This is a genomic window from Stenotrophomonas sp. CCNWLW162, assembly GCF_037203745.1.
GTDB classification, from domain to species: domain Bacteria; phylum Pseudomonadota; class Gammaproteobacteria; order Xanthomonadales; family Xanthomonadaceae; genus Stenotrophomonas; species Stenotrophomonas maltophilia_AQ.
Window position 1 is genome coordinate 1 of the sequence record NZ_JBBCBL010000014.1, and the last position, 24,839, is coordinate 24,839.

Here is a 24,839-nt window from a genome sequence, read left to right on the forward strand (position 1 = left end):
GGGCAGGACGCCCAACCCCGGTCTTGCCGTGTGCGCAGGACAGCGCACACGAGCAAGGCGCCATCGAGCCCCCAGGGACGGGTTTACGGCGTGTCCTGCCAACCCACACCGCCCCGCCATCCCACGGAATGCCCACTGTTGCTGTTGCTGTTGCTGTTGCTTCGGCCTCTGCGGGTGCAGGGCGCAGCCCTGCCGACCAACCTACCTACGCGGCAGGTAGGTCACCAGGGAAAGGTCATGCCGGCTCTCCGGCACCAGCGCTACGTACTGCAGGTCCAGCAACCCGCGCGTGGGATGGTTCAATTTCTTCGCACCTTCATCGAACCGCCGCACATCGTGCTCCGGCCACCACTGGCGGAACTCCTCGCTGTGCGCGGCGATGTCCTCGGCCAGCGCCAGGAACGGGGCCTTGTCCGGCGCCTGCGCCATCGCCGCGCGGAAGCCCGCCAGCAGCCCGCGGGTCATTTCTTCCCAGTTGAGGATCAGCGTGCGGTACGGCGGATACAGGAACATCAGCCGCAGCGTGTTGCGCTCGTGCGGCGCCAGCTGGCTGTAATCCACGAACAGGTCGGCGATGGCCGGGTTCCAGGCCAGGATGTCGTAGCGGGTATTGCGCACGTAGGCCGGGATCGGCTGCATGGCTTCCACCAGCTGCCGCAGGCCATCGGTGACCGTCTCGTCCGGGGACTCCAGCGGCACGCCGTAGCCGGACAGCGCGAACGCATAGGCGCGCTCGTCGTCGCTCATGCGCAGCACCTGCGCCAAGCGTTCAAGCACCTCCGGCGAGGCGCGCACTTCGCGGCCCTGCTCGATCCAGGTGTACCAGCTGACACTGACCCCGATCGCCAGTGCCACTTCCTCGCGCTTCAGGCCCGGGGTACGCCGGCGCCCGGCCGGCAGGCCGAGCGTGGCGGGGTCGACACGGGCGCGGCAGGCTTTGAGGAAGCCGCCGAGTTCCTTGCGTTCACTTTCGCTGCGCATCATCTCCCTCCATCACGGAGGGCGATGATATCCGCGCAGGCGCGTCGATCAGGCATCGACGCGCTTGGAGCCCACGGCCAGGCCGGCCTTCAGGCTGGCCTCGACGAACTCGTCCAGGTCGCCGTCGAGCACCTTCTGCGTATCCGAACGCTCGATGCCGGTGCGCAGGTCCTTGATACGGCTCTGATCGAGCACGTAGTTGCGGATCTGGCTGCCCCAGCCGATGTCGGACTTGGTGGCTTCCACGGCGTCCTTCTCGGCGTTGCGCTTCTGGATCTCCAGCTCGTACAACTTGGCGGCCAGCATCTTCATCGCGTTGTCGCGGTTCTGGTGCTGGCTGCGGCCGGTCTGGCAGGCCACGACGATGTTGGTCGGGATGTGGGTGATACGCACCGCCGACTCGGTCTTGTTCACGTGCTGGCCACCGGCACCGGACGAACGATACACGTCGGTACGCAGGTCGGCCGGGTTGATGGTGATATCGATGTTGTCGTCGATTTCCGGCGACACGAACACCGAGGTGAAACTGGTGTGGCGGCGGTTGTCCGAATCGAACGGCGACTTGCGCACCAGGCGGTGCACGCCGGTCTCGGTCTTCAGCCAGCCGTAGGCGTAGTCGCCTTCCACGCGCAGCGTGGCCGACTTGATGCCGGCGACGTCGCCACCGGAGACTTCCATCAGCTCGGTCTTCCAGCCGCGCGATTCACACCAGCGCAGGTACATGCGCAGCAGGATCTCGGCCCAGTCCTGGGCTTCGGTGCCGCCGGCACCGGCCTGGATGTCGACGAATGCGGCAGCATTGTCCATCTCGCCGGAGAACATGCGCTGGAATTCCAGCTTCTCGACGTGCGACTGGTGCTTGTCCAGGTCGGCGACCACGGCCAGCGCGGTGTCCTCATCCTGCTCGGATTCGGCCAGCTCAAGCAGTTCGGTGGCATCAGCCAGGCCGTCGAGCACCGAGGCGATGCCGCCCACGGTCTTTTCCAGGCTGGAGCGCTCGCGGCCCAGGTTCTGGGCGTATTCGGCGTTGTTCCAGACGTCGGGGCTTTCCAGCTCCCGCGTTACTTCTTCAAGACGCTCTTTCTTGGCGTCGTAGTCAAAGATACCCCCGAAGCGACAGCACGCGATCGGTCAGATCGGTGATGCGCTGGCGGACAGGATTCAGTTCGATCATGTCGGCGGTTATGCATTCAAAAGATGACTGGCAATGATACCGCAGGCCGGGGGCGCCCGGAATGAGGGGTCAGGGCCTGCCCCAGGCTGCAAACCCGTCCGTTGGTAGAGTCGACTGTCAGTCGACTGCTTTTCATTCAGATTGCGGTGAAGCCCGCGCTGCGCGCGATAGTCGATTAACAGTCGACTCTACCCTCCCGCCCCGCCCAGCGCCTGCCGAAGCAGCGGCAACTGGCGCCGGCTGCAGGGCACCTTGGCCCCGTCGGCCATATGCAACAAGGCCTCGCCGCCATCCAGCGGTTCGATCGAACGCAACTGGCTGCGGTGGATCAGCCAGCTGCGGTGCGGGCGCAGGAACTGGCCCGGGTCCAGCCGCTGCTCCAACACCGCCATGGTGATCCGCAGCGGGTAATCGTGGCCGCGCACCCGCAGATTCACGTAATTCCCCGCCGCTTGGGCGTATTCCACGTCTGCGGTGGCCACCAGGAACTCCTTGCCCAGCTTGCGTACCAGGAAATGCTGGGGACGCTCGACCGGCTCCACCGGCGGACCTACGTCGGGCTCGGCCAGCAGGCTCGCCTCGCCCTGCCTGCGCCGGCCGAACCAGCTGGCAAAGTGCTCCAGTGCCACGAACAGCGCAAAGGTGCGCACATCTTTCAGGTATTCGTACGCAAAGCGTTCCAGCCAGCCGGCATCGTCCTGGTAGCGATAGCCCAGCGATGCGTATGCCAGATGCCGCAGCAGCATCATTCCCCCCACATGCAGCAGTGACCAACCGAGGCTGGCCAGCAGGTACAGCGGCAGCCGCCGCTTCCAGGTATCGGCATGCAGCGGCCAGCGCTCGCACGCCCGCCACAGCAGCGGCAGGGTCAGCAGGATCGGGACGAGGCTGCTGAATTCCCAGATCATCGGCTCCCACAGGCCCAGATCGGCGCCGCGGCGACTGGCGTCCATCACCTCGACCAACGCATTGGTCACTGCCGAGGCCGACAGGATCGCCGCCCATAGCAATAGACGGGTTGACGTACGCCAGCGCGGTGGGCGGCCTGGTGCCATTGGGTGATCCATGGTGTTGCGGTGCTCCAGCGTGCCTCAAGGAACCGAGGGTAGCGGCTCCATTGGTCCCACCACCCCCGCCATTGGTCACTGCACGGGTTCCGGCGACCCCTTGGCAGTCGCTGCACGGACGAGACGGCGTCACATTGGCTCGACTTCCCGGCACACCATGACCATGAACCGACGCCACGACATCGACGCCCTGCGGGTGTTCGCCTTCGCCCTGCTGATCCTCTACCACACCGCGATGGCCTATGTGGACGACTGGGGCTTTCACCTCAAGAGCGTGCACACCGCCGAATGGCTGCAGTGGCCCATGGTGTTCGTCAATCGCTGGCGGATGTCACTGCTGTTCCTGATCTCGGGCATCGCCATCGCACTGATGCGGCCCGAAAGCAGGCTGCTGCGCTTCGCTGGCGTACGTACGTGGAAGCTGCTGTTGCCCCTGCTGTTCGGCATGTTCGTGATCGTACCGATCCAGCCGTACTGCGAAGGCGTGGCCAACGGCCATGTGGCACCGGGCTTCGGCCACTTCCTGCTGCGCTACTGGCAGGTGCGGCCGTGGCCGGAAGGCAGCTTCGCCGGCTGGCAGTACGGCATCACCTGGAACCACCTGTGGTACCTGGCCTATCTGTGGAACTACACGCTGGCACTGGCCCTGTTGATGCCGTTGCTGGGAACGGCAGTGGTGCGCCGCGCGATGGCCTTCTGCGCAGCATCACCGATACTGCTGGTCGGTCTTCCATCCGCCCTGCTGCTGGCATGGGTGATCTGGCTGGAGCCGATCTATCCGTCCACCAATGCCCTGCTTGGCGACTGGTACCAGCACGCGAAGTACGCGACGGTGTTCCTGGCAGGCTACCTGCTCGGCCGCGAGCCGGCGTTCTGGCAACGCGTAGTCGCCCTGCGCCGCACCACGCTATGGCTGGCGCTGGCCGCAGTCGGCTGGTATCTCGGGTTGCGCATCCTCGGCCAGGTACTGCCGGCTGATTCCTCGCTGCGGCATTGGCCCGAACCGTTCTGGGACCTGCAGGTCCGGACCAGCCAGTCGCTTTACGTATGGACCGCGCTGCTTACCATCCTCGGCTGGGGAAAGGTCTTCCTCGATCGCCCGTTCCGCTGGCTGCCGTACTGCACCGAAGCCATCTATCCCTGGTACATGCTGCACCAGAGCCTGATCATCGCCCTGCTGTTCTGGCTCAAGCCACTGCAGTTGGGCCCGTGGATGGAACCGGCCCTGCTGCTGGCCGGCACCGTCGGCGGCTGCCTGCTGATCCACGAACTGCTGATCCGACGCTCGCGTTGGCTGCGCCCCCTGTTCGGTCTGCGCGCCGAACGGCCAGCAACGGCGATTGCACACGCCGCGACGTTGTAGAGCCGAGCCCGCGCTCGGCTGCTTGTGCCTTGAGCCGAGCATAGGCTCGGCTCTACCCGTCCACCAACCGATAATCCGCTAATGTCAGCGCCTACGCGCATGGCAACAGCGCAATGAGGACAACGGATGTTCCAGACCTATTGGCACCTGTGGCTGCAGCAGACCTTCGACGCCGGCGGGATGCTGTCGCTGATGCACTTCATCAGCCTGCTCGGCTACGAAATGGCCTACACGACGCTGATCCTGCTGTGCGCGTTCGGCGCACGGCTGCGCGCCGGATTGTGCGTAATGCTGGCGGTACTGCTGATGGCCTGCGCCACCCACGCGATCAAGCAGGGTGCCGCCCTGCCCCGCCCGTCGGATGTGGATGCGCGCGTGCTGGATGAAGGGGTGCCGTCGCACCCCTTCGTGGTCAACGGCGGCGGACAATCGTTCTGGTCGCTGCCGGATGCGCAGGCCACCGCCATGCTGCGCGCGCAGCCCGACGCCGACTATGGCTTCAACAGTGGCCATGTTGGCGTGGCCACCGCTGCCTGCGTCGGCCTGCTGCTGGCCTTCGGCATTCGCCGACGCTGGCTGCGCTGGGCGTTGGCGCTGGGCTGGCCGCTGCTGATGGCGCTGTCACGGATGTACCTGGGCCGGCATTTCCTGGCCGACGTGCTGGCCGGATGGCTGATCGGCATCGGCGTGGCTCTGTTGGCATGGCAGCTGATGCCAGGGATGCGCTCAAGCAGACAGTGGCAGCTGCCGGTCCTGTTGGGGCTTGGCGTGCTGCTGGCGTGGGCGGCAGCGACCACCCTCTACGTTCCAGTTGGTGAAGCCGGGCGACTGCTCGCGCTGGGCCTGCTGGTGGCGTGGCTGCAATGGCGCGGCTGGCCGGTGGATCCGAAGAGCATCGTGCAGCGGGGGTTGCGCGTGCTGGCTGTGGTGGTGATCTATCTACTGGCACGGCCGTTGATCGATCTGTTCGCCGCGGCCATTCCGCTGCCTGATGTACCGGCGACCGAAGTGCTGTGGCAGACCGTTGGCACGCTGTTGATCCTCGGTGGCGGCGTGGCACTGGCGCGGTGGATGCGGTGGATTCCGCATGGGGTCTCCAAGGTCTGAGACTAACCCTACCTGTTGGTTACCTTCACGGCATTTGCAACTATTCGCATTGGATGTTCCCAAGAACCTTGCGATTCTCCCCGGTCGCCTTCCAGACGGAAGTGGACCTTTGCCCTGGAGACCTGCAATGGATCAATCCGACATCAATATGCTGGCCGCCTTCATTGAATCAGAGGAGGCTGCGCTTGCTGAAGAACGTCAGGGCGACTTCTATCCGAGTTATCACTATCAACTCGCGGCACTCGCACCAAGGGCTGGTAACGACCTGCCCCAGGATATGCTGCAACGCTTCTACTTCCATTGGCTGCGAGTGGGAGACTGGAAGGTCGCAGGACTCCCGCAGAGAGACTTTCCCATCCTTGTTGCTGCGTACCAGGAGCTCACGAAGCTCCCTGTGGGCTACGACACACGCCAGCCAGGCCTCAGCCTCCCGCATCTCTTCTGCTTCGGCTTCAATGAACATGGCGAGCTGCCAAGCGGTGTGGTTAACAATGCCGCGGATCTGAAACAGCGCACGCGTCTGGTGGAGCACTGCAGGAAGTACCAGTCGTTCCAGGCCCAGCGAGAGAAGGTCGATAAATTTCTGCCATATCGCCCATTTGCGCGAACCATTCTCGAGACAGCCCGGTTCCTGCAACAGGATATCAAGGGTATGGGTCGAATCCTCTATTGGGGCATGGCGCTCATTGCACTGCTCGATGAGGACACGCGCATCCAGATGACAAACGACCTGATAGCCAGGAACTGGCCCGAAGACAGGGAACGCGGCCATGTGCTCTCCCTGCTTCATCACACCGCCGAGGCGACCCGGCCCCACTGCGCAGCGGACGCCGAGTTCGACGTTCTCTGCGAACATCTGGCGCAGCTGCACGACACCCGGATCATGACGGGTGACGCAGTCCAGTTGGCGCAGCGGGAGGGCTGGCACGTTGACAACATCCGTGATTGGAGTGCCAGCATCACCCTCTATCACGGAGGTGAGTACAGCAGCGAGCCGGGGCATCCCCGGATCAGACTTGATCTCAACAGCTGGCCTGATACCCCTTGGTCAATCAATCTGAGCGTCGGCAATGGCTCCTACGTCGCCTACCGGGACGAACCCACCAGCAATGATTTCCAATTGCCGCCAATCATCGGCGCCACGCTTGATCATTTTCCTGAATGGGTCAAGCAGATAAACGCACGACTAGGAATCAATCTGGTTCCAGGCACGGGCTCAGTTGCATCTGCCTACAAGAATCGTACGTTGGCTAGACAACTCGACGCATGGATGCGCGGAAAATAGCGGCTGGATTGCATCGTATAGAGCCGAGCCTGGGCTCGGCTCTACCTTGAGGCAGTCGAGCAAGCTCGACTCTACAAAAGCCCGGAATCGATCATTTCACCTCGAACTCGCCCACCAGCACGGTCTCGGCACGATCCTTCAGCCGCATCGTCACCATCTGGTCCTTCTGCTTCGGCGTGCCCCAGTGAGTGGTCAGGCGCAGCATCAGCGTCGTCGCACCAGTCACCAGCTGCTGGCGGCTGCCGAAGTAATTGGCCTCCACCTTGTACTTGCCCGGCTTGGCGTCACGCAGCGAGAACTGCTCGGGGCCATAGCCGCCGGTGAAATCCTGCGACATCTGCCCGCCCTGGTAGGTCAGGCGGTTGCCGTAGTACGCGCGCTCGCCGTTCGGGTCGGTCACCCACAGGTCCATGTCGCTGTTGTCGGCATCCCACGACAGCACCACGCGCAGGTCCAGCGGCATCGCCTGCAGCAGGCGTGGGTCGATGCTGCGGGTATCCAGCCGTGGCGTGCTGCGTGCCACCAGGTTGGTCAGCTCGTCCAATGCGATCAGGGCGATGCCGTCGAAGCGGTTGTCCCACGGCCGCACCACCACCTGGTACAGCGGCGCCAACGCCTGCTGCGGCTTGCCCGCAGCCGCCAGTGCCAGGCCAAGATCGCGGAAGCTCTGCGGTTCTTCCTGGCCCATCGCCAGCACCTGCTCGAACACCGGCACCGCCAGCGCCGGGGCATCCGCCTGCATCAGGCGGTAGCCGAGCACGCGCAGCAGGTGCCTGTTGTCCAGGTCCATCTCGGCCAGGTTGGACAGCACACGCAGTGCCAGTTCGCGCTGGCCCTGCTCCAGCAGCAGATCGGCCACGTCGAGGAAGAACGCGCTGCTGTCGGCATGCGCATCGCGCTCGGCCAGGTAGCGGTCATACAATTGCGACGCCGGGCCCTGGCGCAGGCGTCTGGCGATGGCCGAGTCCGGCTGCCAGGCCGCCAGCTGGATGCCGAGCTCGCCCTCGTTGGCGGCAGCGGGCGCAGCGACACGGCCACCAGTGACCGTGATTGAATCCAGGGCCTTGTTCGATGCAGGCGCTGAGCGACGTGCACGCGCACTGCTGGCTTCCATGCGCTGCTCGACGGCGGCGGCCATCGGTGCCGGCGCGGGCGGTGCCGCGGGGGCCGGCGCAGCGAGCATCGCCACCGGCGCCGAGTCCATCGCGTATTCCGCGGATGCAACTTCCAGCGCCCCGCCTTTCAACTGTGGAGGCGCTCCCTTCGGCCAGCTGCGGTTCCACCACTGCTGGCGCTCCTTCCAGCGTGCCGCCACTTCATCCAGACGCCGGCGATCAGCAGCGGCGCGATCACTTACCTGCACTGCAAACCTGGCGTCGTACTCGGCGCGCAGCTTGCCCGAAGGGCGGATCGCATAGCGCAGGTAGTCCTCCAGGGTCTCCAGCACGATCAGCGAGGTATCCGGCCCGACCAGGCCGAACTGCTGCGACAGCAGTTGCATTGCCTCGCGGTTGCCTCGGCGGTCGGCGCCGAGTTGCTGCAGACGGGCCTGCGCCCACAAGCCGGCCAGCAGTTCACCGTCGTCACTCTTCTGCGTTGCCGGCAGTGCCTGCCATTCACCGCCGCCGACGCGTACCCGCATCGGCACGCCGTCCGCCGCAAGGCGAGCATGCAGCCATAGCCAGCCTTCGGCCTCGCTGCGACGATCGATCACAACATCCTGTACGCCACGGCCCGCATCCACCTGTACGTCCAACGGTGACGACAGCAGTTCCCGCGCAGCCGCGTCAACATCCTTGCCCAGCGCGACGAAGCGTCCGCCATGGGCTTCGCTCCAGCCGCGCAGGCGCACTGCATCGGTTCGCGCACCAGCACTGCTGACCGCGAACAGGCGCTGCTGCGGTGCGAGTGCTGGCAATGCTTCCGGTCCATAGGTCAGCAGGCCATCGCTGACCAGCAGGTATTCCTTCACGCTCGGTTGCGGCTGCCACTGCGCCAGCGCGCTGGCACCGTCCGGGCGTACGGCCTGCAGCGCTGCGCGCAGCTCGTTCCAGTTGCCGGCTCGGATACGGAAGCGACGCACCGGTTCGGCACGGTCGCGCAGCACGGTCAATGCCACCGTACCGTCACCCATCGCGGCGAAGTAGCGATCCAACAGCGCGAACTCACGTGTGCGATCGCGCTGGCCCGCCGAACCGGAGCCGTCCCACAGCAGGCCGACTTCGCTGGGCAACGTGCGGGGCGTGCTGCTGGCCGCCACCGGCATCTGCGCCAGCAGGTAATGGCCATCCTCCCAGGGCGCCACCTGCACCTGTGCCTGGCGGGCTGCCGGCAGGCTCCACTGCAGCTGCTTCGGCAACTGTGCGCCGTTGCCCTGCCACTGCAGTTGGCCCGCATTGATGCGGAACGGAGCCGTACCTGCGGTGGCCGCGCCCGGCGCCTCCAGCTTCAGTTCAACCGATGAAGCACCGGCAGCGAACTGTAGCGGTAGCGTCCATTGCCAGCCCTGTCCGGCGAAGGCCAACGGCTCACGAATCACCAGCTGCACGCGCCGACTGCCACCGGCCGGCAGCGGGTAGACGCGCAGGCGGAACTGGTTGCCGGCGGTCTGTTCCAGCAGGCCCGGGTCCACACCACGGCGGGCGATCTCCTCGAATACCTGGCGGCCACGGTCCTTGGGCACCGGCACCGCGTCACGCAGTTCACCGTTGATATCCAGTGCGAAGCCCGTGATCTGCTGGCCATCGGCCAGCGGGAACTGCAGCTCGCCCTCCAGCACGCGCCGGTTCGGGTTGTGGAACTCCAGGGTGATCCGGGTCTGGGCGATGCCGGCCTGGACCTCGCCTTCGATGCGGGCACGCTGCAGTTGCACCGGCTGTTCGGCGGCGGGCGCAATCAACAGCGGGGTGGTGGCTTGCGGCCTGGCAATACGTGGCGACTGAGCGCCGACAGGCCCGGCCGCGAGGGCCAGCAACAACACAGCGCAGCAACGGACGAAGACCATGACAGGGCTCCAGTGGGATCGTGGACGTCTGAACGCACGGACAGCCGGAATGGGGTTGGACCGTGCGCGGCTTTTCTTTGGCCCCACCCACAGGCACCATGCCCCACTCTCCCACACGCGCAAGGATGCCGATGCGATTGCCCCTGCTGGCCACTCTGTTGGCCCTTCCCTGCCCCCTGACCGCCCTTGCGACAGCTCCGGCCAAGAGCCTGTATTTCCAGCACCACGACTGGGTCGTAGCCTGTGATAACACCTTGACCTGCCGCGCCGCCGGCTACGCCGCCGACGATGACAGCACCCTTAGCGTGCTGCTCACCCGCAAGGGCGGCCCCGGCCAGGTCATCCAGGGGCGCCTGTCGCTGCAGCCGGAAGAAGGCCAAACCCAGCCCAAGGGCGCGCTGCATCTGCGCATCCAGCAACAGGACCTGGGCGTGCTGACCCCGGCAAAGGGCGAAGGCACGCACAGCTTGAATGCCGCGCAGACCAGCGCGTTGTTATCCGCACTTGTACGCGATGGAGGGATCAGCGTGACCGATGGCGCTGGCCATCGCTGGCCGCTGTCGGACAAGGGTGCCGCAGCGGTACTGCTGAAGATCGATGAGTACCAGGGCCGCCTCGGCACGCCCGGCGCCGTGATGCGCAAGGGCAGCACGCCTGAATCCAGCGTCCCCGCCGCACTGCCGGTGCCGGTTGTGCACAAGGCCGCTACCCTGGACTCGACTCCGGATGATCCCGCGTTTGCTCGGCTGGCCGCCTCACCCGCCCTGCTCGCAGCACTGCGTGCCACGCTGGAGGACGACAGCTGCGAAGGCCTGCAGGAAACTGATGCCGACGTTCCGCTCAGCAACTCCCCGCTGCAGGTCCGGCGCCTGGACGCGCAGCATGTGCTGGTCACGGTCCCGTGTTGGCGCGGGGCCTACAACATCGGCGATGGCTATTGGGTCGCGCGCCCGCAGGCGCCGTTCCGGGCGCAATGGGTGACCAGCGATGCGATCGACTACGCCGACGGCCAGATCATTGCCGCGCAGAAGGGCCGCGGCCTCGCTGACTGCATGTCGCACGCAGCCTGGACGTGGGACGGGACGAACTTCATCGCGACGTCCGAGGTGGCACCTGGGCTATGCCGGGGCGTGCCCGGTGGCACCTGGGAACTGCCGATGCTGGTCAGCGAGGTCCGCTGACGCCACAGAAAAAGGGGACGGAGGGGATTAAGTCGCAAGTGGCAAACAAGGCACAAGCGACTTAATCCCCTCCGTCCCCTTTTTTCATGCAGGGAGGCAGTGCTCCACGATCAGCTGGATGGCGCTGCCGCCACGATAGTCATCGCAGGCCAGTCGATAGGCCAGATGCACATGACGGCCGGGTGCATTGCCGTGCCAGCCACCGAAGTGGATCGCGTTGATCGTGCCGGGTACGCCCGGCAGGCGGAGTTCCAGCTTCAGGTGGCGCTCCTTCAGTACGCGCCAGTTGGCCACTTCGAAGTGGCCGTCGAACAGCGGTTCGGGGAAGCCCTGGCCCCACGGCCCGGCCAGGCGCAGCGCATCGGCGTGACGATGGTCCAGTTCGTCCGCGGCCAGTTCGCCGTCGCTGAGGACCTGCTGCTGCAGTGCCGCCGGGTCGAGCATTTCCAGCACCACCGAAACAAAGGCGGTCTTGAATTCATCGACGTGATCCAGCCGCATGCTCAGGCCAGCCGCCATGGCATGCCCACCGAAGCGTTCGATCAGGCCCGGATGCCGCGCATCGACCAATGCCAGTGCGTCACGGATGTGCAGGCCGGGAATTGAGCGGGCGGAGCCACGCAGGGTGTCGGCGCCGGGTTCTGCAGGCGCGAAGGCGATCACCGGGCGATGCAGGCGATCCTTCATCTTCGACGCGACCAGGCCGACCACGCCCGGATGCCAATCGGCATCGAACAGGCAGGCGGCCACCGGACGCTGGCCGGCCATGTCCAGCACCACGCGGGTCAACGCCTGCTCGGCGTCGTCAGTCATCGACTGCTGCACGGCGCGCCGTTCCGAATTGATCTGCTCCAGCGTCTGCGCGATCTCGCGCGCCTGGCGCGGGTCTTCGGTCAGCAGCAGCGCGATGCCCAGCGCCATGTCTTCCAGCCGGCCCGCGGCGTTCAGGCGCGGGCCGAGCGCGAAGCCAATGTCAGTGGCGGTTAGCCGCGCAGCGTCACGGCCGCTGGCTTCGATCAGCGCACGCAGGCCGACACAGCCCTGCCCTGCGCGCAGGCGGCGCAGGCCCGCGCTGACCAGCGCACGGTTGTTCGAATCCAGCGCAACCAGGTCGGCGACGGTACCGACTGCCACCAGGTCCAGCAGTGTGGTCAGGTCCGGGCCCTTGCCATCGGCGAAGACCCCGGCCTCGCGCATCTGCCGGCGCAGCGCCATCAGCACGTAGAAAATTACCCCGACGCCGGCCAGCGATTTGCTGGGGAACGCATCGCCATCCAGATTCGGATCAACGATCACGTCGGCCGGTGGCAGCTGCGGGCCGGGCAGATGGTGGTCGGTGACCAGCACCTGCCAACCACGCGCCTTGGCTGCAGTCACACCCGCGTGGCAGGCAATGCCATGGTCAACCGTGACCAGCAGGTCCGGTTGCAGCTCGGCCAGCTCCTCCACCAGCGACGGCGACAGGCCGTAGCCGTGCACCATGCGGTTCGGCACCGCGTGCAAGACGTGCTGTGCGCCGAGCATGCGCAGGCCACGCACGCCGACCGCACAGGCGGTGGCGCCATCGCAGTCGAAATCGCCGACCACCAGGATGCGCTTGTCGTTGGCGATGGCCTCGACCAGCAGGCCCACCGCAGCCTCGATGCCGGTCAGCAGCTCGGGCGCATGCAGGCTGCCCAGCTTCGGCAGCGCCAGCTCCGGGGTACCGGCACCGCGACTGGCGTAGAGCCGCGCCAGCAGTGGCAGCGTGCCCTCCGGCCAGTTGGCGGGCGCGACCGCATCGCGGCGGCGGATCGTCGGCGTATCAGAGGAGGGCTGCACGGCATCGGCGGCAAGGGACATCGGCATCGCCGGGTTACGGAAGACCCGCGCATGATACCCCGCCCGGCTTGCCAGGCTCTTCCCGGGCTTGGCGCAGGCGCGGTGATCACCCATGCTTGTCCGCTTCTGAAATGGAATTCGCCATGTACCGCCTGCTGTCCGCACTGATTGTCGGCCTGTTGCTGCCGCTCGCCGGCCATGCCGGAAATACGCCACTGGAACCCGGCATCGAGTTCGTGCATCACGACTGGTTCCTGGCCTGCGACAACACCGGCACCTGCCGCGCCGCCGGTTATGGCCCGGAGAGCGCAGACAGCTCGCTGGGCCTGATGCTGGAACGAGCCGGCGGCCCCGGCACAACCGTGAAGGCGCGGCTGCGCGTGGGCGAGGATGGCGAAAGTGCCATGCCCGAAGGCGCGATGCGCCTGCAGGTGAACGGCCGTGATCTGGGGTCCGTGCAGGACACCGGTGCCGACGAATCCGTGACGCTGCGGCCGGCGCAGGTTGATGCGCTGCTCGCCGCTCTGCCCGGCAAGTCGCGCATCGAGGTGATCGACAGCAGGGCCACGCGCTGGCCGATTTCCGATCGTGGTGCCGCCGCCGTGCTGTTGAAGATGGACGAAGTACAAGGGCGCCTTGGTACGCCCGGCGCCCTGGTACGGCGTGGCACGCGTGCTGAAGCGAGTGTGCCGGCTGCGCAGACCAGGCCCGTGATCATGCGCGCCACGCTGGTGGCCACTCGCCCCGGAGACAGCAAACTGGGTAGCAGCGAAGCGCTGCGCGACGCGCTGATTGCCACGCTCGACGACGGTGACGACTGTCCGCGTCTGATCGAGTACAAGGGCACCCCGGAAATGGTGATCGAGCGGCTGGACGACAGCCATGTACTGGTGCAGGCGCTGTGCCAGATGGGTGCATACAACTACAGCAATGGTTTCTGGATCGCGCGTGATCGCCCTCCGTTCGCCCCGCAGACGGTCACGCTCGAAGCGGAAGGTTTTTCGCACTTCGAGCGCACGCTGTACGCACGCTCCAAAGGCAGAGGCATCGGCGACTGCGTCTCCGGCTCGGACTGGACATGGGATGGCCGCCGATTCCAGCCAAGCAGTGCTTTCAGCACCGGGCTGTGCCGTGGCATGCCGGGCGGACACTGGATGCTGCCGACCCTGGTCAGCGAGGTTCGTTGAATGCGCTGCCCAGCTCTGCCGCAATTGCCGATGTTCCTGCTGGGATTGCTGGCGATGTCTTCGCCTGCCTGGGCCACGGTTCCGGTTGGCGCATCGTTCGCCGAGGGCGACTGGTTCATGGTATGCGACAACACGCGTGCCTGCCGCATCGCCGGTGTCGGCGCCTCCGCACCGCTGAGGCTGGCCGCGCTGATCGAGCGCAATGGCGGACCCGGGGAAGCGGTGGAGATCCGGCTGGTACTCGCCCGCGACGACGCTGACGACCCCGAGTCACAAGCGCAGTCTCCTGTTGGCGCACTGCACCTGCAGCTGGACGGAAAACGCGTGGGCAGCATCGGGGCACTTGAGTCAGCCACGGAGCATGCAAAGCTCACCCCGGCTCAAGTGCAGGCGTTCAACACCGCCCTCATCAGGCAATCCCGCATCAGCATCACCGATGGCAGGGGACAGGCATGGTCGCTGTCTGCATCCGGCGCAGCCGCACTGATGCTGAAGATGGATCAGATCCAGCAGCGTCTGGATACGCCCGGTGCACTGGTGCAACGCGGAAGCCGACCGGAGTCGAGCGTGCCGCCCGCTCTGCCGAAGCCGGTGCTGGCCATGCCATCCAAGCGGGTACCTCCGCGTGAGGAGAATGCGCGCCTGGGCGAACGCGAGGACCTGCGCCGGCTGCTTCGGCCCGGCAACAAGGCGGGCTGGGCGTGCGCGGCGGATGTACCACAGACCAGCGCACCCTACATCGCCATCCAGCGCCTGGACGACCATCACTTACTGGCCTCCGTTGTCTGCCACATCCCGGGGCTCAATGTGCCGGGTGGGACGTGGTCGATCAACGACCAGGCACCGTTCAATCCCGTTTTCATTACCCAGGGCGCACTGTTCCCGTACTCACGGGAGCTGATGTTCGTTGAAGAGACTGTGGAGACCGATCGGGATCGCTGCGGAACGGGGCGCTACTGGGCATGGGATGGCCAGCGGATGCAGCTGAGCATGGAGTACGTTGGTGGCACCTGCAGTGGCGCTGGAGCTTCCACTTGGCGACTGCCGACCTATATCACTGAATTCCGTTAGGGCATCCGCCGGGCATGGCCCAGCGCTACCACAATCACCGGATTCCGCCAGGCATGGCCTGCGTGCGCAGATTGCCTCAGGCGTCGTGAAGCTGGCGCGGCTTCTTCCAGAACTGCCAGCGTTGCCCGCGGTCCAGCTGGAACTGCCGGCCATCCTCGAAATCCAGTACCAGCCGCTGCAGCTCGCCGCGCTTCAACGCGGCCAGCAGTGGCCGGATCGCGTCGTTGCCCAGCTGCTGCAGTGATCGCAGCTGGCGCAGATCGACCAGCGCATCCACGGACTGATCGCCATCCACCGCCACACCGGATGCCAGCGCAAGACCCTGCAGCAATGCATCGCGGCTGCGCACCTGCGCGTGCGGTGTATTGACCGACACCGGCATCACGCCGCCGCCCCAGAACCACAGTGAATTGATCGGCTGTTGCCCCTGGGCCGCACGTTGCTGGTTCCAGGAATGGTTGTGCAGCAGCACCTGCGCCTCGGTCATCAATGCACGCCAGCGGCGGCCGACCTCGCCTTCGGGCAGGTGCGCGAACAGGTCATCGCCGAGCACCTCGTCCGGACTGTCGAAGTCCGGCAGCTCACTGTCGATCGGAAGCCGCAGGTACCAGCGCGAAGGGTCCGGTGCATCCAGCGCGAACCCGGCGTCGGCGAACAACGGCTGCAGTACCGGCAGCAGTGCCAGGCAGTCTGCCAGCGTCGGCCGCAGCGTTTCGCCATATGCCATCATCCGCGCACCGTGCATGTCCGGCACCATGCAGGCCGGATCGGCACGCAGCCAGCTGGCGCCAGCGGCATCACCGACGTCACGCTGGCGGGTCAATGCGGCCACCGGCCAATGCGACGCGGCGACCATGAAATGGCGCGTCAGCTGCGCGCGCTCGCCCGCCTCATGCTGCGAGGCGTTGGCGCGACCCAGGGCACGGGCCACGTCATCGGGCAGCGCAGCCGCCGCAAAGCGGCTGCGCGCGGGCAACAGCAGGGTCGCCGTCGCCACCTGGTCAGTCCAGGTAGCTGACGCTGACGATCTCGTACTCGCGCTGGCCTGCCGGGGCGTCGATCACGATCGAATCGCCTTCCAGCTTGCCGATCATCGCGCGCGCCACCGGCGAGGAAATCGCGATCAGGCCCTGCTTGATGTCCGCCTCGAGGTCGCCAACGATCTGGTACTTCCGTTCTTCGTCGGTTTCCACGTCAGCCAGCGTCACGCTGGCGCCGAACACCACCTTGGAGCCGGCATTGAGCTTGCTCACGTCGATGATCTCGGCATGCGACAGCTCGCCTTCCAGCTGCTTGATGCGGCCTTCGATGAAGCCCTGTTCCTCGCGCGCGGCGTGGTACTCGGCGTTCTCCTTCAGGTCGCCATGCTCACGGGCTTCGGCGATCGCGGCGATCACCTTCGGGCGCTTGACCGACTTCAGGTGATCCAGTTCGTCGCGCAGCTTCTGCGCGCCCTTCATGGTGATGGGGGCTCTCATGCATTCAACTCCTTGTGCAGCTCCTGCAGCGACCAGACAGGGCCGGTGCCGCGGAATTCCAGTGAATCCACCAGCGCCTTGGCGCCGGCAATGGTGGTCGAGTAGGTGACGCGATGCTGCAGCGCCTCGCGACGGATCGAGAACGAATCGTTGATCGCCGAGCGACCTTCGGTCGTGTTGACGATGTAGACGATCTCGCCGTTCTTGATCGAGTCGACGATGTGCGGACGGCCTTCGACCACCTTGTTGATGATCTCGCAGTCCATGCCATGCTGCTGCAGCCACGCGGCGGTGCCACGGGTAGCGACCAGGCTGTAGCCACGCGCCAGCAGTGCCTTGGCCACCGGCAGCACGCGCTTCTTGTCCGGGTCGCGAACCGAAACGAAGGCCTTGCCGATCGGCGGGGCCTTGATGCCGCCCGCCTCCTGGGCACGCGCGAAGGCGGCGTTGAAGGTGCGGCCCACGCCCATCACCTCACCGGTGGAACGCATCTCCGGCCCGAGGATCGGGTCGACGCCCTGGAACTTGGCGAACGGGAAGATCGCTTCCTTCACCGAGTAGTAGTCCGGCACGATTTCCTTGGTTGCGCCCTGCTCTTCCAGGGTCTTGCCGGCCATGCAGCGGGCGGCGATCTTGGCCAGCGGCATGCCGGTGGCCTTGGACACGAACGGCACGGTGCGCGAGGCACGCGGATTCACTTCCAGCAGGTAGATGGTGTCATCACCCTCATCGCTGGTCTGGATCGCAAACTGGGTGTTCATCAGGCCGACCACGTTCAGGGCCTTGGCCAGCTCCACCACCTGGCGGCGCAGTTCAGCCTGGGTACCAGCCGACAGCGAGTACGGCGGCAGCGAGCACGAGGAATCGCCCGAATGCACGCCAGCCTCTTCGATGTGCTCCATCACGCCACCGATCAGGACGTTGCCATCCTTGTCAGCAATGATGTCCACGTCGCACTCGACGGCGTTGTCGAGGAAGCGGTCCAGCAGCACCGGCGAATCGTTGGACACCTTCACCGCGTCGCGCACGTAGCGGGCCAGGTCGGATTCGCCGTAGACGATTTCCATGGCGCGGCCGCCCAGCACGTAGCTCGGACGCACCACCAGCGGGTAGCCGATCTCGCGGGCCAGCAGCAGGGCTTCCTGGTCGTTGCGTGCGATGCGGTTCGGCGGCTGCTTCAGGCCCAGGGTGTCGACCAGCTGCTGGAAGCGCTCGCGGTCTTCGGCCAGGTCGATGGAGTCCGGGCTGGTGCCGATCACCGGCACGCCATTGGCTTCCAGCGCGCGCGCCAGCTTCAGCGGGGTCTGGCCGCCGTACTGCACGATCACGCCCTTGGGCTGTTCCAGTTCGACGATTTCCAGCACGTCTTCCAGGGTCAGCGGTTCGAAGTACAGGCGGTCGGAGGTGTCGTAGTCGGTCGACACGGTTTCCGGGTTGCAGTTGACCATGATGGTTTCATAACCATCCTCGCGCAGCGCCAGTGCCGCGTGCACGCAGCAGTAGTCGAACTCGATGCCCTGCCCGATGCGGTTCGGGCCACCGCCCAGGATCATGATCTTGTCGCGGTTGCTCGGCGCGGCCTCGCACTCGTCCTCGTAGGTCGAGTACAGGTAGGCGGTACCGGTGGAGAACTCACCGGCGCAGGAGTCAACGCGCTTGTAGACCGGGCGCACCTTGTGCGCACGGCGCAGCGCGCGGATGGCCGCTTCGTTGGTGCCGGTCAGCTGCGCCAGGCGCGCATCGGAGAAACCGGAACGCTTCAGCTTGCGCAGGCGCGCGGCATCCAGTGCGTCGATGCCATCGGCTGCGACCTGGGTCTCGGCGGCGATGATTTCTTCGATCTGGTCCAGGAACCACGGATCGATGTAGGACAGCTTGAAGATGTCCTCCACGCTCATGCCGGCACGGAATGCGTCGGCGACGAAGAACAGGCGCTCCGGGCCCGGTGCCTTCAGCTCGCGGCGCAGGGTCTGCAGATCGTCCTCATTGGTCAGGTCCAGGCCGGTCGGGTCGAAGCCGACCTTGCCGGTTTCCAGGCCGCGCAGTGCCTTCTGCATCGATTCCTGGAAGGTGCGGCCCATCGCCATCACCTCACCCACCGACTTCATCTGGGTGGTCAGGCGCGCATCGGCGGCGGGGAACTTCTCGAAGGCGAAGCGCGGGATCTTGGTGACGACGTAGTCGATGGACGGTTCGAAGGAGGCCGGGGTCAGGCCGCCGGTGATCTCGTTCTTCAGTTCGTCCAGGGTGTAGCCGACGGCCAGCTTGGCGGCGACCTTGGCAATCGGGAAGCCGGTGGCCTTCGAAGCCAGCGCCGAGGAACGCGACACGCGCGGGTTCATCTCGATCACCACGACGCGGCCGGTGTCCGGGTTGATGCCGAACTGCACGTTCGAGCCACCGGTATCCACGCCGATCTTGCGCAGCACGGCAATGGAGGCATCGCGCAGGCGCTGGTATTCCTTGTCGGTCAAGGTCTGCGCCGGGGCCACGGTGATCGAGTCACCGGTGTGCACGCCCATCGGGTCCAGGTTCTCGATCGAGCAGACGATGATGCAGTTGTCCGCCGTATCGCGGACCACTTCCATCTCGAATTCCTTCCAGCCCAGCACCGACTCTTCCACCAGCACTTCGGTGGTCGGCGACAGCTCCAGGCCACGGCTGACGATGTCGACCAGTTCTTCGCGGTTGTAGGCGATGCCGCCACCGCTGCCGCCCAGGGTGAAGCTGGGGCGGATGATGGTCGGGTAGCCGACGCGGGTCTGGATCTCCAGCGCTTCGTCCAGGGTGTGGGCGACAGCGGCGGTCGGGCATTCCAGGCCGATCTCACCCATGGCCACGCGGAACAGCTCGCGGTCTTCGGCCATGCGGATCGCTTCGCGCTTGGCTCCGATCAGTTCAACGTTGTACTTCTCCAGTACGCCGTTGTCGGCCAGGTCCAGCGCGCAGTTCAGCGCGGTCTGCCCACCCATGGTCGGCAGCAGCGCATCGGGCTTTTCCTTGGCGATGATCTTCTCGACCGTCTGCCAGTTGATCGGCTCGATGTAGACGGCGTCGGCCATCTCCGGGTCGGTCATGATCGTGGCCGGGTTGCTGTTGACCAGCACCACGCGGTAACCCTCGTCACGCAGGGCCTTGCAGGCCTGCGCGCCGGAGTAGTCGAACTCGCAGGCCTGGCCGATGACGATCGGGCCAGCACCGATGATGAGGATGGTCTTGAGGTCAGTGCGCTTGGGCATTTTCTTCTCTAAGTCAGTACAGCGTGACAAGGGGGGTGATCGCACGCTGTCGATCAGGAATCTTGATCCGCAGCGCCGCGCCAGGGGCAGCAGCGATGCGGGGGCTTACGGTCCATCGCGACGCCACCGGGGGGCCGGCGGCGTACTGATCACGCCTTGGCCTGCTCCATCAGCACCACGAAACGGTCGAACAACGGGCCGACATCGTGCGGGCCCGGCGACGCTTCCGGGTGGCCCTGGAACGAGAACGCCGGCACGTCGGTGCGGGCGATGCCCTGGTTGGTGCCATCGAACAGCGAACGGTGGGTCACGCGCAGGGTCGCCGGCAGGGTCGCTTCGTCGACCGCAAAGCCGTGGTTCTGCGAGGTGATCATCACCCGGCCGCTGTCCAGGTCCTGCACCGGGTGGTTGGCGCCATGGTGGCCGTGGCCCATCTTGATGGTCTTCGCGCCCGAGGCCAGGCCCAGCAGCTGATGGCCCAGGCAGATGCCGAAGGTCGGGATCTTCTGCTCGATGAAGGTCTTGATCGCTTCGATGGCGTAGTCGCACGGTTCCGGGTCACCCGGGCCGTTGGACAGGAACACGCCGTCCGGCTTCAGCGCCAGCACTTCGGCGGCCGGGGTCTGCGCCGGCACCACGGTGACCTCGCAGCCGCGCTCGGCCAGCATGCGCAGGATATTGGTCTTCACGCCGAAGTCGTAGGCCACCACCTTGTGCTTGGCCGGCACGCTGACAAAGGCGTTGGCATCCAGGTCCAGCTGGCCCTCGGTCCAGACGTAGGTCTTCTCGGTAGTGACGACCTTGGCCAGATCCATACCCTTCAGCCCCGGGAACTTGCGGGCGGCTTCCAGTGCCTTTTCCACGTCGATGTCACCGGCCATCAGCGCACCGTTCTGCGCGCCCTTCTCGCGCAGGATGCGGGTCAGCTTGCGGGTGTCGATGCCGGCGATGGCGACCACGCCACGCTGGATCAGCCAGTCCTGCAGCGACACCTGGCTGCGCCAGTTGCTGGGGCGGCGCGGTACATCGCGCACGATCAGGCCGGCCGACCACACCTTGGACGCTTCATCGTCCTGGTCGGTCATGCCGGTGTTACCGATGTGCGGATAGGTCAGCGTGACCATCTGCCGGGCGTAGGACGGGTCGGTCAACACTTCCTGGTAGCCGGTCATGGCGGTGTTGAACACCACCTCACCGACGGACAGGCCGGGCGCGCCTACGGATTCGCCCTCGAATACGGTGCCGTCTTCGAGGACGAGGATTGCGGCTTGGGTCACTGGAATCTCACTTTGGCTACCGAGGGGGCTGCCGAAGTCACGCCTGCGCTTCACGGAAATCCGGTTGCAAAAAAGCGCGGACGTACGGTCTGGGACCGGTCCGGCTTTCGTGATTCGGCGAGTGCGAATTGTAGCGGTGCCGGGGCCCGCGCGCCAGCGGTTATCGCGCTTCATGAACAGGCGATTGCGTATTCATTTCAATCCGGCGGCGTATGCGGGCCGGAGGCGGGGTCGGATCCTTTCCCGGATGGGAAAGGCTCTGACCCCAGGCGCCCTCGGGTGGGGGCAGAGCCCTTTCCACTGGAAAGGGATCCGACCCCCGGAATCAGCCCGCCTTACTGCAGCAGGTCCCGCACCCGATAGCTGCCCGGGGCCCGCCCCTGCAGCTGGCGGGCGGCGAACAGCGCGCCGCGGGCAAAGATGTCGCGGTTGGTGGCCCGGTGCACCAGCTCGATGCGCTCGCCCAGCCCGGTGAACTGCACCAGATGCTCGCCCACGATGTCGCCGGCACGCAGGCTGGCGTAATGCGGCTCCGCCCCACCCCGCTGCGCGGCCGCCCCCAGGGTCAGCGCGGTGCCCGACGGCGCGTCCTTCTTCTGGGTGTGGTGCGATTCGACCACATCGCAGTCCCAGCCAGCCAGCGCCTGCGCGGCGCGCTCGACCAGCTCGTCCAGCACCGCCACGCCCAGGCTGAAGTTGGAGGCCCAGACCAGCGGGATGGTCGTTGCCGCGGCTTCCAGCGCCTGGCGCTGACTGCTGGAGATGCCGGTGGTGCCTGAAACCAGGCCCGCACCCCGCTCCACGCACAGCGCCAGCAGCGGGTCGAAGCCCTCCGGCAGGCTGAAGTCGATCGCTACGTCGAACGCCGGCGCACCGGGCAGCTCGCTGGCAGCAAAGAACGGGACGCCGTCGACCACGCGCTGGGCCGGTGCACGGCCGGTCACCGCGGCCACGATCTGCAGGGTTTCGGGATGTTCGGCGGCCAGCCGCAGCAGGGCCTGGCCCATGCGCCCGGAGGCGCCGTGAATGAGCAATCGCAGGGGAGTCTGGTTCATGCCTGCAGGCTAGCGGCAGCACGCCTGCTCCGGCAAGCGCCATCGCTGCTACGCTGCATGCCCTTTCATGCAATGGATGGCAGTTCCACCATGCAGATCAGCGAACAGCTGGTGCTGGTCACCGGCGCCGGCCGCGGCCTTGGCCAGCACATCGCCCGCGCCTTCGCCGCACAGGGCGCCCGCGTCATCATCAACTATCACCGCAGCGAGGCCGTCGCACGTGCGCTGGCCAGCGAGCTGGGTGGCCAGGCGATCGCGCTGCCGGCCGATGTCACCGACCGCACCCAGGTCGATGCAATGCTGCAGCACGCGCTGGCACATTTCGGCCAGGGCGTCACCACCGTGGTCAACAACGCGCTGGCCGCCTTCTCGTTCAATGGCGACGCCCGCGACAGCGCTGCCGACATCGGCTGGCCGGCCTTCCAGGCACAGTTCGAAGGCAGTGTGCGCGGTGCGCTGAACACCGTGCAGGCCGCCCTGCCCGGGATGCAGGCGCGCCGTTTCGGTCGCGTCATCAACATCGGCACCAACCTGTTCCAGAATCCGGTGGTGCCCTATCACGACTACACTGCCGCCAAAGCCGCGCTGCTGTCGCTGACCCGCACCCTGGCAGGCGACCTCGGCCCGCACGGCATCACCGTCAACATGCTGTCCGGCGGCCTGCTGCGCACCACCGATGCCAGCGCCGCCACGCCCGAAGCGGTATTCGACTACATCGCCGCCAATACACCACTGCGCAGCGTCACGACCCCGGCCGAGTTCGCCGATGCGGCGCTGTTCTTCGCCAGCCCCTGGTCGCGCGCGGTGACCGGCCAGAACCTGGTGGTGGACGGCGGGCTGGTGCGGGACTGAGCCGATGCGCATCTCCGAGGTAAGCCGCCTGACCGGGGCCAGCGCCAAGGCCATCCGCCTGTACGAGGCACGCGGACTGCTGCCGCCGGTGCCACGACTGAACCGCTATCGCGACTACAGCGAACAGGACGTGGCCTGGGTGCAACTGATCCGCCAGGCGTTGGGGCTGGGCATCACCCTGGCCGCGATATCCGGCCTGCAGGGTCGCGATGGACGGCTCGACTGGCCTGCGGTACTGGCCTTGCTGGAACAGCAGCGCACCCGCATTGCCAGTGAGCGGGCGCGGCTGGAACAGGTCGACCTTGCCCTGCGGCAGGTCCGCGATGAACTGCAGCGATGGCTGCACTCCGGCGGCACTGATTGCGTCCTGCAACCCAGCGGCTGCCCCACCGGCGTTTGACTCTGCCCCTGGGGCAGACCGCACCCTCGCGCACTTTCCATTGCCCGAGGTTGCCGTGTCCCGCTCCATCCTGATCCTGCTGGGCCATCCCGACCGCGACAGCCTGTGCGGCGCCCTCGCCCAGCGCTACGCCACCGCCGCCGAGAACGCCGGCCATCGGGTGCGACTGATCGCACTGGGTGACCTTGAGTTCGATCCCGTGCTGCGCCATGGCTATCGCCAGATCCAGCCACTGGAAGCCGATCTGCAGGACGCCGCCGATGCGATCGAGGCCTGCGATCACCTGGTGCTGGTCTATCCCACCTGGTGGGGTGCGATGCCGGCGCTGCTGAAGGGCTTTTTCGATCGTGTGCTGTTGCCGGGGTACGCCTTCCGCTACCGGCGCGATTCGGTGTGGTGGGACCGATTGCTGGCCGGGCGCAGCGCGCGCGTGATCACCACGCTGGACACGCCGCCCTGGTACTACCGCTGGATCTACCGCGACCCGGGCATCACCCAGATCCGCGCCACCATCCTGGAGTTCTGCGGCATCCGCCCGGTGCGGGTCAGCCGGCTGGGGGCGGTGCGCAGCAGCAGCCCGGCGCAACGCAACAAATGGCTGGCACTGGCAGCGGAGCTGGGAGCGCGGGCCGGGTAGATCCGCAGCCATGGGTAAAGCGTGCGAACCAAGGTTCGCACCCACCTGGGGCGAGGATTTGCACCCACCTGGAAGGTTTGCACCTACCTGCGGCGCTCGTTGCGCGTGTCGCGTTTGCCAATTGACCCCAAGGCGCTGCACCTAAAGGCTGAGAGCCCTCTTCCGGCCCAGGCAAAGCCCATGAAATCCTCGACTGTCTTCAGCAAGTGCGCCAGGAAGACCGGCTTTGCCGGCACGTCGACGACCCGCTACCGCTTGCTGGATGACGCCCTGCTTGTCGTGAATCACCAACGCGCCAGTGAAAGCCGGGGCTTCTATGTGAATGCCGGGCTCTACTTTCCAGAGCTGCTCGCGTATCCCCTCGCGCCTGACGATCTTGAAACGGCTTTCAGGTACCGCTCCAGCATTCCTACGCCCCATGTCGACTGGCGGATCGAAGCGACGCCAGGCCTGCGCCGGGCCTTCATCCAGCAGGATCTTGATGATCTGCTGGAGGCCGGCAATCGCGATGCGATGAAATGCCTGCTGCTCGGCGCCCTTGCCGACGTGGCGAGCTTCGCGACAACCCATGGAGACCGGGAGTCGGTGCGGCGATTGAATCAGGATGGAAGCTTCCGGGCAATCATCCGCAGGGAGGTCTGAACTCCGGAAAGCGTGCGA

The 24,839-nt window shown here is 66.1% G+C and carries 20 protein-coding genes; 10 read left to right on the forward strand and 10 right to left on the reverse strand.

The window, feature by feature from the left end; genetic code table 11:
* Positions 1–201: 201 nt before the first annotated feature.
* The 3 genes from V9K93_RS20225 to V9K93_RS20235 all read right to left on the reverse strand — a co-directional run bounded on the left by V9K93_RS20225 (position 202) and on the right by V9K93_RS20235 (position 3,210).
* On the reverse strand, positions 202–984 hold the full coding sequence (locus tag V9K93_RS20225) for a helix-turn-helix transcriptional regulator (RefSeq protein WP_046985666.1): 783 nt from the start codon (positions 982–984) through the stop codon (positions 202–204).
* A gap of 45 nt (positions 985–1,029) precedes the next feature.
* A protein-coding gene (prfB, locus tag V9K93_RS20230) for a peptide chain release factor 2 (RefSeq protein ID WP_097048047.1) occupies positions 1,030–2,155 on the reverse strand; the annotation gives its coding sequence in 2 pieces (ribosomal slippage) (positions 1,030–2,079 and positions 2,081–2,155; 1,125 coding nt in all).
* Between the two features lie 188 nt (positions 2,156–2,343).
* Positions 2,344–3,210, reverse strand: a complete 867-nt coding sequence (locus tag V9K93_RS20235; protein ID WP_337303110.1) for a LytTR family DNA-binding domain-containing protein — start codon at positions 3,208–3,210, stop codon at positions 2,344–2,346.
* A gap of 175 nt (positions 3,211–3,385) precedes the next feature.
* On the opposite strand from V9K93_RS20235, the gene V9K93_RS20240 reads away from it, so the two are divergent.
* The 3 genes from V9K93_RS20240 (at position 3,386) to V9K93_RS20250 (ending at position 6,977) form a co-directional block, all read left to right on the forward strand.
* A complete protein-coding gene (locus V9K93_RS20240; protein WP_295381179.1) occupies positions 3,386–4,585 on the forward strand; it encodes an acyltransferase family protein in 1,200 nt (399 codons plus the stop codon).
* A 126-nt stretch (positions 4,586–4,711) separates the two neighbouring features.
* Positions 4,712–5,692: a phosphatase PAP2 family protein gene (locus V9K93_RS20245; RefSeq protein WP_295381181.1), complete on the forward strand. Its 981-nt coding sequence runs from the start codon at positions 4,712–4,714 to the stop codon at positions 5,690–5,692.
* 127 nt (positions 5,693–5,819) lie between these two features.
* Positions 5,820–6,977, forward strand: a complete 1,158-nt coding sequence (locus tag V9K93_RS20250; RefSeq protein WP_295381184.1) for a hypothetical protein — start codon at positions 5,820–5,822, stop codon at positions 6,975–6,977.
* A 91-nt stretch (positions 6,978–7,068) separates the two neighbouring features.
* On the opposite strand, the gene V9K93_RS20255 is transcribed toward V9K93_RS20250, so the two are convergent.
* Positions 7,069–9,981, reverse strand: a complete 2,913-nt coding sequence (locus V9K93_RS20255) for a DUF2135 domain-containing protein (protein ID WP_337303111.1) — start codon at positions 9,979–9,981, stop codon at positions 7,069–7,071.
* Between the two features lie 131 nt (positions 9,982–10,112).
* Here V9K93_RS20255 and V9K93_RS20260 point away from each other — a divergent pair, with 131 nt between their 5' ends.
* On the forward strand, positions 10,113–11,162 hold the full coding sequence (locus tag V9K93_RS20260) for a DUF1176 domain-containing protein (protein WP_337303112.1): 1,050 nt from the start codon (positions 10,113–10,115) through the stop codon (positions 11,160–11,162).
* Between the two features lie 84 nt (positions 11,163–11,246).
* On the opposite strand, the gene recJ is transcribed toward V9K93_RS20260, so the two are convergent.
* Positions 11,247–13,004, reverse strand: coding sequence for a single-stranded-DNA-specific exonuclease RecJ (recJ, locus tag V9K93_RS20265; RefSeq protein ID WP_136639657.1), 1,758 nt, complete (start codon positions 13,002–13,004; stop codon positions 11,247–11,249).
* A 122-nt stretch (positions 13,005–13,126) separates the two neighbouring features.
* Between recJ and V9K93_RS20270 the strand changes: the two genes are divergently transcribed.
* Positions 13,127–14,170, forward strand: a complete 1,044-nt coding sequence (locus V9K93_RS20270; protein WP_337303113.1) for a DUF1176 domain-containing protein — start codon at positions 13,127–13,129, stop codon at positions 14,168–14,170.
* Between the two features lie 30 nt (positions 14,171–14,200).
* Positions 14,201–15,241 (forward strand): DUF1176 domain-containing protein, encoded by a 1,041-nt coding sequence (locus tag V9K93_RS20275; RefSeq protein WP_337303114.1) that lies wholly within the window; start codon positions 14,201–14,203, stop codon positions 15,239–15,241.
* Between the two features lie 76 nt (positions 15,242–15,317).
* Here V9K93_RS20275 and V9K93_RS20280 read toward each other — a convergent pair whose 3' ends face one another.
* The 5 genes from V9K93_RS20280 to dapB form a co-directional block, all read right to left on the reverse strand.
* Complete coding sequence (locus V9K93_RS20280) at positions 15,318–16,238, reverse strand: phosphoglycerate mutase (protein WP_046985661.1); 921 nt, start codon at positions 16,236–16,238, stop codon at positions 15,318–15,320.
* 4 nt (positions 16,239–16,242) lie between these two features.
* The gene (greA, locus tag V9K93_RS20285) at positions 16,243–16,707 is read right to left on the reverse strand and encodes a transcription elongation factor GreA (RefSeq protein WP_174238326.1); all 465 of its coding nucleotides are present in this window, start codon (positions 16,705–16,707) and stop codon (positions 16,243–16,245) included.
* A gap of 8 nt (positions 16,708–16,715) precedes the next feature.
* Positions 16,716–19,958, reverse strand: a complete 3,243-nt coding sequence (gene carB / locus V9K93_RS20290; RefSeq protein ID WP_337303115.1) for a carbamoyl-phosphate synthase large subunit — start codon at positions 19,956–19,958, stop codon at positions 16,716–16,718.
* Positions 19,959–20,107: 149 nt separating this feature from the next.
* Complete coding sequence (carA, locus tag V9K93_RS20295; RefSeq protein ID WP_046985659.1) at positions 20,108–21,235, reverse strand: glutamine-hydrolyzing carbamoyl-phosphate synthase small subunit; 1,128 nt, start codon at positions 21,233–21,235, stop codon at positions 20,108–20,110.
* A 335-nt stretch (positions 21,236–21,570) separates the two neighbouring features.
* Positions 21,571–22,290 carry a 4-hydroxy-tetrahydrodipicolinate reductase gene (gene dapB, locus V9K93_RS20300; protein WP_253079143.1) on the reverse strand — a complete coding sequence of 240 codons (720 nt, stop codon included), beginning with the start codon at positions 22,288–22,290 and terminating at the stop codon, positions 21,571–21,573.
* 90 nt (positions 22,291–22,380) lie between these two features.
* On the opposite strand from dapB, the gene V9K93_RS20305 reads away from it, so the two are divergent.
* From V9K93_RS20305 to V9K93_RS20320, 4 genes are all read left to right on the forward strand, one after another.
* Positions 22,381–23,142 (forward strand): 3-oxoacyl-ACP reductase, encoded by a 762-nt coding sequence (locus V9K93_RS20305; RefSeq protein WP_426353574.1) that lies wholly within the window; start codon positions 22,381–22,383, stop codon positions 23,140–23,142.
* A 4-nt stretch (positions 23,143–23,146) separates the two neighbouring features.
* Entirely contained in the window at positions 23,147–23,542 is a 396-nt protein-coding gene (locus V9K93_RS20310; RefSeq protein WP_046985657.1) for a MerR family transcriptional regulator, read from the forward strand.
* A gap of 55 nt (positions 23,543–23,597) precedes the next feature.
* Positions 23,598–24,179 carry an NAD(P)H-dependent oxidoreductase gene (locus tag V9K93_RS20315; protein ID WP_295379820.1) on the forward strand — a complete coding sequence of 194 codons (582 nt, stop codon included), beginning with the start codon at positions 23,598–23,600 and terminating at the stop codon, positions 24,177–24,179.
* 180 nt (positions 24,180–24,359) lie between these two features.
* The gene (locus tag V9K93_RS20320) at positions 24,360–24,821 is read left to right on the forward strand and encodes a DUF4304 domain-containing protein (protein WP_253079144.1); all 462 of its coding nucleotides are present in this window, start codon (positions 24,360–24,362) and stop codon (positions 24,819–24,821) included.
* The last annotated feature ends 18 nt before the right edge of the window (positions 24,822–24,839 follow it).